The 9478-nt window shown below is 74.1% G+C and carries 10 protein-coding genes; 4 read left to right on the forward strand and 6 right to left on the reverse strand.

The genetic code is table 11. The features are described from left to right. Positions 1-366 precede the first annotated feature (366 nt). The 5 genes from rlmN to ABIC52_RS16100 form a co-directional block, all read right to left on the reverse strand. On the reverse strand, positions 367-1611 hold the full coding sequence (rlmN, locus tag ABIC52_RS16080; RefSeq protein WP_354027806.1) for a dual-specificity RNA methyltransferase RlmN: 1245 nt from the start codon (positions 1609-1611) through the stop codon (positions 367-369). 41 nt (positions 1612-1652) lie between these two features. Beyond that, positions 1653-2681 carry a C40 family peptidase gene (locus ABIC52_RS16085; protein WP_354027807.1) on the reverse strand — a complete coding sequence of 343 codons (1029 nt, stop codon included), beginning with the start codon at positions 2679-2681 and terminating at the stop codon, positions 1653-1655. A gap of 146 nt (positions 2682-2827) precedes the next feature. Continuing rightward, entirely contained in the window at positions 2828-3700 is an 873-nt protein-coding gene (locus ABIC52_RS16090) for an alpha/beta fold hydrolase (protein ID WP_209678112.1), read from the reverse strand. 107 nt (positions 3701-3807) lie between these two features. Then, entirely contained in the window at positions 3808-4857 is a 1050-nt protein-coding gene (locus ABIC52_RS16095; RefSeq protein WP_354027808.1) for an AraC family transcriptional regulator, read from the reverse strand. Next, complete coding sequence (locus tag ABIC52_RS16100) at positions 4854-5021, reverse strand: hypothetical protein (RefSeq protein WP_354027809.1); 168 nt, start codon at positions 5019-5021, stop codon at positions 4854-4856. The genes ABIC52_RS16095 and ABIC52_RS16100 overlap by 4 nt, the downstream gene beginning before the upstream one ends. A gap of 369 nt (positions 5022-5390) precedes the next feature. Between ABIC52_RS16100 and ABIC52_RS16105 the strand changes: the two genes are divergently transcribed. The 3 genes from ABIC52_RS16105 to ABIC52_RS16115 are packed head-to-tail and all read left to right on the forward strand — an operon-like array spanning position 5391 to position 7228. Beyond that, entirely contained in the window at positions 5391-6116 is a 726-nt protein-coding gene (locus tag ABIC52_RS16105) for a class I SAM-dependent methyltransferase (protein WP_209678105.1), read from the forward strand. Positions 6117-6126: 10 nt separating this feature from the next. Next, positions 6127-6939: a DUF6807 domain-containing protein gene (locus ABIC52_RS16110; RefSeq protein WP_354027810.1), complete on the forward strand. Its 813-nt coding sequence runs from the start codon at positions 6127-6129 to the stop codon at positions 6937-6939. A gap of 34 nt (positions 6940-6973) precedes the next feature. Further along, positions 6974-7228, forward strand: coding sequence for a zinc-ribbon domain-containing protein (locus ABIC52_RS16115; protein ID WP_126891816.1), 255 nt, complete (start codon positions 6974-6976; stop codon positions 7226-7228). 6 nt (positions 7229-7234) lie between these two features. On the opposite strand, the gene ABIC52_RS16120 is transcribed toward ABIC52_RS16115, so the two are convergent. Next, the gene (locus ABIC52_RS16120; RefSeq protein WP_354027811.1) at positions 7235-8665 is read right to left on the reverse strand and encodes a protein kinase domain-containing protein; all 1431 of its coding nucleotides are present in this window, start codon (positions 8663-8665) and stop codon (positions 7235-7237) included. Positions 8666-8775: 110 nt separating this feature from the next. Between ABIC52_RS16120 and ABIC52_RS16125 the strand changes: the two genes are divergently transcribed. Then, positions 8776-9303 carry a tetratricopeptide repeat protein gene (locus tag ABIC52_RS16125; protein WP_354027812.1) on the forward strand — a complete coding sequence of 176 codons (528 nt, stop codon included), beginning with the start codon at positions 8776-8778 and terminating at the stop codon, positions 9301-9303. Positions 9304-9478 lie beyond the last annotated feature (175 nt).

Here is a 9478-nt window from a genome sequence, read left to right on the forward strand (position 1 = left end):
CAGACGCACCCCCCACTCAGCACCACCCAAGTGGCACCTCATCAGAGGGGCTGGAAGTTCGTTGCCGGGGAAGAACCGTGGCGGACAAGATCCCCAGGTGAACCCGGTGACCGTCTCGGCCGTTCCGTTCTCCGCCTCAGCGGCAACGAGTGATTACTCTACGTTCGCCCGACCCACACCGCCAACACCACCCACATCCCGGGCGTGTCGTCCCCCGACCTCCCCGAGAACTCGCGGAAGGAGGGGTACCGAGGCCGCGGCCGGGTGGGTGTCGGACCGTGGCAGCACGAGCACCGACGCGACCCGGGAACGACGGGAGGCACGGTGCGTACCCGCACCGCGCCTCCCGACCGACCGACCGTCGACTCAGACGTCCGTCTCGTCAGCCGCGGCCAACTGGCCGCACGCCCCGTCGATCTCCTTGCCGCGGGTGTCGCGCAGGGTCGTCGGCACCCCGGCAGCGTTGAGCCGACGGACGAACTCGTCCTGCACGTGCGGCTCCGACGAGGTCCAGACCGAGCCGGGCGTCGGGTTGAGCGGGATCGGGTTGACGTGGACCCAGCCCTTGCCGCGGGCGTTGAGCTTCTCGGCGAGCAGGTCCGCACGCCAGGCATGGTCGTTCATGTCCTTGATGAGCGCGTACTCGATCGAGACCCGGCGGCCGGTCTTCGCGTAGTACTCGTACGCCGCGTCGATCGCCTCGTCGGCCTTCCACCGCGAGTTCACCGGGATGAGCTCGTCGCGCAGCTCGTCGTCCGGCGCGTGCAGGGACAGCGCGAAGGTGAGCGGGATGTCCTCGTCCGCCAGCTTCTTGATCGCCGGGACCAGACCGACGGTCGAGACCGTGATCCCCCGCGCACTCATCCCGAGACCGTGCGGCTGCGGCGCGATCATCGTCCGGACGGCCTCGATGACCCGCTTGTAGTTCGCGAGCGGCTCCCCCATGCCCATGAAGACGATGTTCGTGACGCGCTCGGCGTCGACGCGGTCCTGCCCGCCCTTGCGCGGGTCACCACCGAGCTCACCGGCGGCGATCGCGGCGTTCGCCCGGACGATCTGCTCGATGATCTCGGCCGTCGACATGTTGCGCGTGAGGCCCGCCTGACCGGTGGCGCAGAACGGGCAGTTCATGCCGCAGCCGGCCTGTGACGAGACGCAGAGCGTGATCCGGCCGGGGTAGCGCATGAGCACCGACTCGACCAGGGCGCCGTCGTGCAGCTTCCAGAGGAACTTGATCGTGTCGCCCTTGTCCGTCGCGAGACGCCGGGTCTCGGTGAGGAGCGGCGGCAGCATCCCCGCCACGAGTTCCTCGCGCTGGGCGGCCGGCAGGTCGGTCATCGTCGCCGGGTCGGACGACCAGTGCGTGAAGTAGTGCGTCGACAGCTGCTTCGCGCGGAAGCCGGGCAGGCCGAGCTCCTTGACCTTCTCGACGCGCTCCTCGACGGTCATGTCGGCGAGGTGCACGGGCGGCTTGCCGCGCTTCGGGGACGCGAACTGCAGGAGGGGTCGGCCCGCGGAGTCCTGCACCTGGGTCCACCCCTCGGTGCGCGGGCGCACCTGCGGACGAGCGGAGCGCTGCTCCTCGAACGGGGTGCGGGTCTCGGTGGCCATCACTCCAGCTTACGGGAGGTGCGCAACTCCCCGGGGACGCGTCACTCGCCGGCCGGCAGGAGCCGCGCGAAGTGGTGCGCGTTCGGGTACACCGGCACGATGTCCACCGGGTCACCCGGGTGCGGCGCCTGCAGCACGATGTCGTCGCCGAGGTAGATGCCGACGTGGTCCTCGTTGTCGAACACCACGAGGTCGCCGGGCAGGGCCTCGGACTGCGGGATCGTCGTGGCGACCGCGTCCTGCGACGGCACGTAGTGCACGAGCGGGATCCCGACGGCCGCGTACGCCACCATCGTCAGTCCCGAGCAGTCGATGCCGGAGTGGCTGGCGCCGCCCTCGACGTACGGGTCCCCCATGTACTGCAGCGCCGTCGACACGATCGTGGCGCGCTTGCCGCCCGCCGACAGCACCTTCGAGATGGCCGCCTCGGCCTGCTGGGTGGTGACGCCGTACTTCGTGACGATGGTCGGGTAGGACACGATCGTCGTGGTCGTCGTCATGCCGTCGGTCTGCACGACCGGCACCTCGACGTCGCGGGCGACGGTGAAGGACTGCGCGTCGTACGCGGCGATCGACGCCGACGTCGACGTCGACGTGCCGTGGGACGTGGTCTGCGGGTCAGCGTTCGCGGGGACCGCGAGCGTCAGGGACGAGGTGACCGCGATGGCCGGTGCGAGCAGGATCGCCGCACGCTTGGCGTTCGCGGCACGGCGGACGTGCCGCGGGTCGGCGGACCGCTCCGCGCGGAGAGCGGCGGAGCGGGAGAGCACCGCGGCGCCGGCGACGGCGGTCGACGCGACCGGGCGCGGCGCGGCGAGCGCCACGGCGCGCGCGGGCTTCGCGGGCTGGACGAAGGAGGAACGGGCGACTGCGGGGCCGAGGGCGGCCCGACGACCGCGGGGACGCCGCGGCTCCGTGGGTGCCACCGCCCCGGGAGCGGACGGCGCGGGCGACTCGGCTGCGACCGACCCGCGCACGGGCGACTCGGGTCCGAGTGGTCCGCGGTCGGCCGGCTCGGGTGCTGCCGACCGTGCGCCGTCGTGGGCTGCGGGCAGTGCGTGTCGTCCCATGGTTCCTTCCGGTGCGGACGACGGGGCGGTCGACCGACTCGGGAAGATAACGTATTGGTCACGAACCTGTGTCCGCCTGGGCAGGACTGCCCGGTTCCTGCGGTTCGTCTCAGCCTTGCCGGATCCGCAGGGGCGGCGTCCAGCGGTCAGTCGCGCGCGAGGTGTCCGCGGACCCGCTCCTGGATGGCGGCGGCGTCGTGGTGGTCCCACAATCCGAAGTGGGTCCCGCCGGGCAGGGTGAACAGCTCGACCTCGGGCACGGCCGCCGCCGCGCGAGCGCTGTGCTCCATCGGGACCTCGGTGTCGGCGTCGCCGTGCACCAGCAGCGTCGGTGCCCGGACGGCCCCGAGCTCGAGGTCGTCCACCGCGCCGAGCACGCGCACGTCGTTGTCCCAGCCCGGACGGTTGCGGCCGCCCGCGTTGCCGCTCGACGACAGGTCGAGCAGGACCCGGCGGCGCGGCCGGTCGTGCAGGACGTCCGCCACGTGCGCGGTCAGCGCCGGCCCGCGCAGCGAGCTGACGCCGGCCTCGGCGGTGCGGACGACGACGGACGGCAGGAGTCTCGCGGCGAACGCGGCGAGCGCCGCACCCACACGCGTGTACGCGACCACCCACTCGGCGAAGGACGGCTCGGGCGGGACCCACCGCGCCGAGAGACCGGCCACCACCGCGAGCGTGCGGACCCGGTCCGGGTGCCGGACCGCGAACCGGTAGGCGGCGGGACCACCACCGGACCAGGCGAGCACGGCGACGCGGTCGATGCCGAGCGCGTCGAGGAGCGCCACGTACCGGTCGGCCTCGTCGTCGAGCGACGGGTGGTCCGGCTCGAGGGTCGTCCCCGCGTAGCCCGGGCGGGCGAGGGTCACGACGCGGAACCGGTCGGACGGCAGGAACCGGGCCATCGCCTCCGCGGAGGCGATGCCACCGGGGGTGCCGTGCAGGACGAGGACCGGGACGCCGGTGCCGCGCACGGCGACCGCGATCCCGCCGGTCCCGGTGCTCGGTGACGTCCGCTGCATCCCTGCACGCTACCCAGCGCACCATGGGGCGGACCGGGGCTGGTCGATGGACGCGCCGGGTGCCTCCTGGCCGACCTGCGGATCCGGACAGCCGTCTGCCGACGGACTCAGTCCGGGTGGGACGACCGCGTCCGACCGGGGGTACTCGCGACCGCGATCATCCGTCGTTGCCCCCGCAACGTCTCGCCCGGGTGCTCGCCGTAGCGTTCGGCGTACGCGCCGGAGAAGCGCCCCATGTGGCGGAAGCCGCAGGACGACGCGACGGCCGCCACCGAGGTCTCCCGTGCGTCGGCGAGTTGCAGCGCGATCCGGGCCTTGTCGAGCCGGAGGTCACGCAGGAACGCGGTCGGCGTCGACGCCTCCTGCCGCTGGAAGGTCTCCTGCAGGGTCCGGACGCTGGTGTCGGCGCCGGCGGCGATCTCGGAGGCGCTGAGCGGGCGGGCGAAGTGCGCGTACATGTACGCCTTGGCGCGCTCGAGCGTGGCGACGGGCACGTCCGGGACACCGCCGTCGGCGGCGGGGCGGAACGCCTCGAGGACGGCCTCGGCGAGGCGCAGGTCGAGCACCGCCCGCGCGCCGTCCACCACCTCGACGTCGAGCATCGCCGCGGCGAGCTCGCGCAGCGTGCGCTGCAGCGGAGCGAGCCGTGCGGACGGGACGGCGACCGGGAAGGCCAGCGGTACGGGGGCGGCCGCGCCGCCGACGACCGCGACGGCCTCGAGGAAGTCCGCGTCGAAGTGCACCAGGTGCACGGTGCCGGGCGGTGCCGTCATCGTGAACGGACGACCGGCCGGGCACATCACCGGGACGCCCGGGCGGAGGGTGACGCCGTCCTCGCGGTCCGCGTCGAGCACGACGCCGCCTTCGACGGACCAGGCCAGCAGGTACTGCCGGCCGGGGACGAGCTCGCCGCCGTGGTGCGCCGAGACCGACGAGGTCCGGAGGCTCACCAGCCCGTCCCCGGTCGAGCGGTACCGGTAGGTGAACGGCGCATCGCCGTCGGGACGGGACCACAGGTCGTGGCCCGCGTACACGTCCTCGTGGAGGGCACGGGCCTCGTCGGGTTCCGTCCCGCTGTGCACGACCTCGCGGACCGAGGTCCGGCGCTGCTCGGTCGGTCGGTCCTCGGCAGGCGGGTCCTGGGTCGCGGTGATCACGTTCGGTCGCCGCGTCCGGATCTGCTGACCCACGCGAGGTCGGCCAGCGAGGGCGCCGGGGCTCCCTCCGGTACCGCCCAGCCGCGGCGTGCGGCGCGGCGGAGGTGCCGGTAGGTGGTGACGCGGACCGGTTCGACCCGCTCGTCTGCCTGGTACGTCGACATGTCGTGCTCCCTGCATCACGACCGCCTGGCGTCCTGCGCCGTCCGGAGCGTCGGGGCGGTGCGGCACCGCGGTGGCGTGCGCCGCCGCGTCCACCCTGGCGGCTCCCGCGTGACGTGGCCGCCGGACGATCTCGTCGTGCCGGCGACGGTACGCGCCGGTGCGTCGGGCCACGGACACCGGACACCCAGACCGCGCACTCTGGACGGAACGTCGCCGACCGTGGGTCCGGTGTGCGACGGACGACGACGGACGGGAGGCGCGGGGCGGGCGACCCTGTGCCTCCCGTCCGGCAGGTGCTCGCGACCGCCCGTGTTGCCGGTCCGGCAAGGATGCTTGCGGCGTGCGCCGCCGCGCGGTGCACTGGGTGGATGCACGCGCCCGACGCCTCCGCCCACGCCGATGCACACCCCCATGCCGGACCGGACGGTGCTCCCGGCGGCGGGGGCGCCACGGCCCGCGACTGGTGGGAGGCCCGGTACGCCGAGCGGGACGGCATCTGGTCCGGCCGGGTGAACGCCGTGCTCGCCGACGTCGTCGTCGGACTGTCCGCCGGCAGCGGGCGGGCGCTCGACCTCGGGTGCGGCGAGGGCGGTGACGTCGTCTGGCTCGCGGAGCAGGGCTGGACGGTGACCGGTGTCGACCTGTCCCGGACCGCCGTCGAGCGCGGCGAGCGTGCGGCGTCCGAGGCCGGGGTGGCCGAGCGGACACGGTTCGTCGCGGCCGACCTGGCCACTTGGGGCCCGGCGGTCGAGGAGCGGTTCGACCTGGTCACCGCGTCCTTCCTGCAGTCGTGGCCCGTCGAGATCCCGCGGGACGCGATCCTGCACCGGGCGACGTCGGCCGTGGCTCCTGGCGGGTACCTGCTCGTCACCGCGCACGCCGCGCCGCCGCACGGCGACCTGCCCGAGGAGATGCGGGCGTACCGCTTCCCCACGCCCGAGCAGGACCTCGCGGCACTGCAGCTGGACGACGGGTGGGACGTGCTGGCGGCAGAGGGACGACCGCGGTCGGCCACCGGGCCGGACGGGGAGCGACACGAGACCGTCGACAGCGTGGTGCTCGTGCGGCGGCGGCCCGGGGAGGCCGGGGCGTAGCGTCGGTCCCGTGGTGACGGACGGTGCGGCGGGATCGGACCCTGCTCGCGGTCCGCTCGAGGTCACCGGTGCGCGGGTGGGCGAGGTGCTCGACGGCGCCGACCTCCCGCAGGCCTGCGTGCCGCGACCGTTCCTGCACCCCGTGCGCACCCTCGGCGGCGTGGTGCTCACCGACCGGCACCCCGACGACCACCCCTGGCACTCGGGCCTCGCGGTCGCGCTGCCCGACGTCGACGGCGTCAACTGCTGGGGCGGGCCGACCTTCGTGCCGGGTGCGGGGTACCGGTGGCGGGACGACCACGGCACCGCGACCGTCGCGTCCGCGGCGTCGGACGGTCCGCGACTGCGGTCGGAGGTCGACTGGCACGACCCCGGCGGTCGACTCCTGCTGCACGAGGACCGCACGCTCGAGTGGGGTGCCGCACCCGACGGCTGGCAGCTCCTGTGGACCTCGTCGTTCCGGGCGCCCGGGGACCGACCGGTGGAGCTCGGCAGTCCGGGCAGCCACGGTCGCGCCGGGGCCGGCTACGGCGGCTGGTTCCTGCGCTTCGCGCGCTGCACGGACGTCGTGGTCCGCACCCCCGACGGTGCGGGCGAGGACCGCGTGCACGGTTCGGTTACACCGTGGATCGCGTGGACCGGGTCCTTCGACGGCGGACGGGCGCACGTGCTCGTCGAGGCGCTGGACCACCGCGACCCGTGGTTCGTCCGGGTCGCGGAGTACCCCGCGATCGGCTCGGCGCTCGCTTGGCGCTCCCCCGTCCTCGTCCGGCCGGACGAGCCGCTCGTGCGGTCGTTCCGCGTGACGGTCTCCGACGGCTGACGGTCCGTCCGCGCCGCCCGCGTAGCCTCGCGGTGTGTTCCTCATCTTCGGCACCCGTGGCACCGACACCCTGCTCACCGTGGTCCGCTTCGTCTGCGGGGTCTGCGGCGTCCTGGCGGCGCAGCGGGTCGTGCGACGCACGACGAAGCTCAGCCTGTTCTTCGTCCCGCTCGTCCCGTTGTCGCGCTCGCACCGCAACGAGTGCACGAACTGCGGCGCCGTGACCCGGATCACCGCCGAGCAGGCGGACCGTGCCGTGGCATGGGCGGACGGCCGACCGGGCGCCTGACGCGCGTCAGTGCGCGCCGTCGAGCGGGAGGGCGTCGCTCGTGGTGCGCAGCCCCTCCTGGCGCAGTTCGAGCTGCGTGACGGCCAGTGCCGCGAGGTCGCGGAGGTTCGCCAGGTCGGCCTCGGACGCCTCGCGCGCACGGACGTCGAGCACGGCGAGGGTGCCCACCGCGGTGCCGTCGTGCCGGAGCAGGGGGACGCTCACGTAGAACCGGATGCCGAGCGGCCCGGTGACGAGCGGACTCTGCCGCATCTCCGGGTGCTGTGAACCGTCCGGGATCACCACGGGCACGGGTACCGGCGCGAAGCCGCTGCGGAAGCTGATGTTCCGCGCCGCCTCGTCGACCCCCTCGGCGATCCACGACTGCGACCACTCACGGTCCTCGTCGAGCACGTCGACCAGGGCGATCGGGGCGTCGAACAGACGCGCCGCCATCGCGACCGTGCGCTGCAGCGACTCCTCGGGGAGCGAGTCGAACGTGGCCGGGCGGGCCCCTGCCGGTGCGGCGTGCGCCGCCGCAGCGCCGGCCGGTGCCGCGTCCGCCGGGACAGCGGTCGCAGCGGCATCGGTCCGGGCACCCAGGCTCGCGGGGTCGCCGGCGGCGCTCTCGGTGATGACGACGTCGCGCAGCATCGCGACGAGCTGCGCGCCGAGGGGCCGGTCCTCCGGGTCCTGCGCGGTCATCGCACGGAGCAGGTGCTTCCAGTGCTCCGGCAGCGGCTCCGGCACGACGGGGTCCCGCGACAGCCGGGCGATGGCGGACTCGACGAGCGACCCCGGGAACTCACGGCGCCGCGTGAAGCACTGCAGCAGCACGAGGCCGAGGGAGTACACGTCGCTGGCGGGACCGACGTCGGCGCCCCGCGCCTGCTCCGGGCTGAGGTAGGCGGCCGTACCGGTCGTGACGCCGTCCGCGGTGAGCCGTTCGACCCCGGCGGCGAGGGCGATCCCGAAGTCGGTCAGCCGGGCACGGGCCCGGTCGGACCCGGTGCCGTAGTCGACGAGCAGGATGTTCGAGGGCTTGATGTCGCGGTGCACGACGCCGTGCGGGTGGATGTACTCGAGCGCCTCGGCCATGTCGTAGCCGATCTCGGCGATGTGCTTCGCGGAGAGCGGGCCGACCTCGAGCCGGGCTTCCAGGTCCTGTCCGACGACGAGCGACATCACGAGGAAGCGCCGGGGGCCGCTCCCGACGACGTCGACGACGCCCGCGTCCAGCAGCCCGACCAGTCCGTGGTGCTCGAGCGCCGCGAGGACGCCGAGCTCGGCCTCCTGCCGTGCCAGGTCGACGGAACCCGGGTGGAAGAGCTTCACCGCGACGGGCCGGTGCAGCACCTCGTCGGTGGCGCGGTACACGACGGACATGCCGCCCCGACCGATCTCCTGCTCGAGCCGGTAGCGCCCGTCGAGGAGCGGCGCCGCGTCGTCGTGTCCCATGGGTTCCTCGTCGTCCTGTCGGTGGGCAACGATGCATCTTCGCACCCCGGTGCCGCGGATGCGCGCAAGGGCACGTCCACCGGACTGACGGGTGCCGTTACCGTGGCCGGGTGAGCGACTCCTCGACCCCGCAGACCCGACCGTCCGACACCGACTGGGAGGCACGCGTCGCCGCGCTCTGGGCCGACGACACCGTGGACGACCGGACCCGGATCGACCGGATGCGTGAGCTCTCGGCCGTGGCACCCCACCCTGCGCTCGGTGCGTTCGAGCTCGGTGGCGCCCACGACTCCGGCGGGCAGGAGGCGGCGGCGCACGAGCAGTACGCCGCCGCGACCGCGGCAGGGCTCGCCGACGTCGACCCCGACCGGGCCGCGCGGCTCGTGGTGCAGCACGCGTCGACGCTGCGGAACCTCGGTCGGGTCGACGAGGCGATCGTGATGCTGCGGGACGCACCGCTGCACCCGGCGACCGGAGTCGCGCCGCGCGTCTTCCTCGCACTCGCGCTGCACAGCGCGGGCCGTGTCGACGAGGCGCTGCGGGTGGCGATCGAGGCGGTCGAACCGACGCTCCCCCGGTACAACCGGTCGGTGCACGCGTACGCGGCGGCGCTGACCGGACCCGACCGACCGCGGTAGGCCCGGCACCCCGACGGACGGGAGGCGCGGTGCCAGCCGGCGCCGCGCCTCCCGTCCGTCGTCCGGTCTGTCGTGTGGCTACTGGACGCGGGTGGTGCGTGCCAGTGCGGTGCGGGTGCCGCCGGTGAGGTGGACCAGGACCGGGATCTTGCGGCCGAGGGTCTGGTCGAGGGTG

The organism is Curtobacterium oceanosedimentum, assembly GCF_040545555.1.
Lineage (GTDB): Bacteria > Actinomycetota > Actinomycetes > Actinomycetales > Microbacteriaceae > Curtobacterium.

What these genes read in the sequence shown, in the direction of transcription:
- rlmN (WP_354027806.1), bottom strand. Translation starts at nt 1,611, where the DNA reads ATGGCCACCGAGACCCGCACCCCGTTCGAGGAGCAGCGCTCCGCTCGT.
- ABIC52_RS16105 (WP_209678105.1), top strand. Translation starts at nt 5,391, where the DNA reads ATGCACGCGCCCGACGCCTCCGCCCACGCCGATGCACACCCCCATGCC.
- ABIC52_RS16100 (WP_354027809.1), bottom strand. Translation starts at nt 5,021, where the DNA reads ATGTCGACGTACCAGGCAGACGAGCGGGTCGAACCGGTCCGCGTCACC.
- ABIC52_RS16085 (WP_354027807.1), bottom strand. Translation starts at nt 2,681, where the DNA reads ATGGGACGACACGCACTGCCCGCAGCCCACGACGGCGCACGGTCGGCA.
- ABIC52_RS16120 (WP_354027811.1), bottom strand. Translation starts at nt 8,665, where the DNA reads ATGGGACACGACGACGCGGCGCCGCTCCTCGACGGGCGCTACCGGCTC.
- ABIC52_RS16090 (WP_209678112.1), bottom strand. Translation starts at nt 3,700, where the DNA reads ATGCAGCGGACGTCACCGAGCACCGGGACCGGCGGGATCGCGGTCGCC.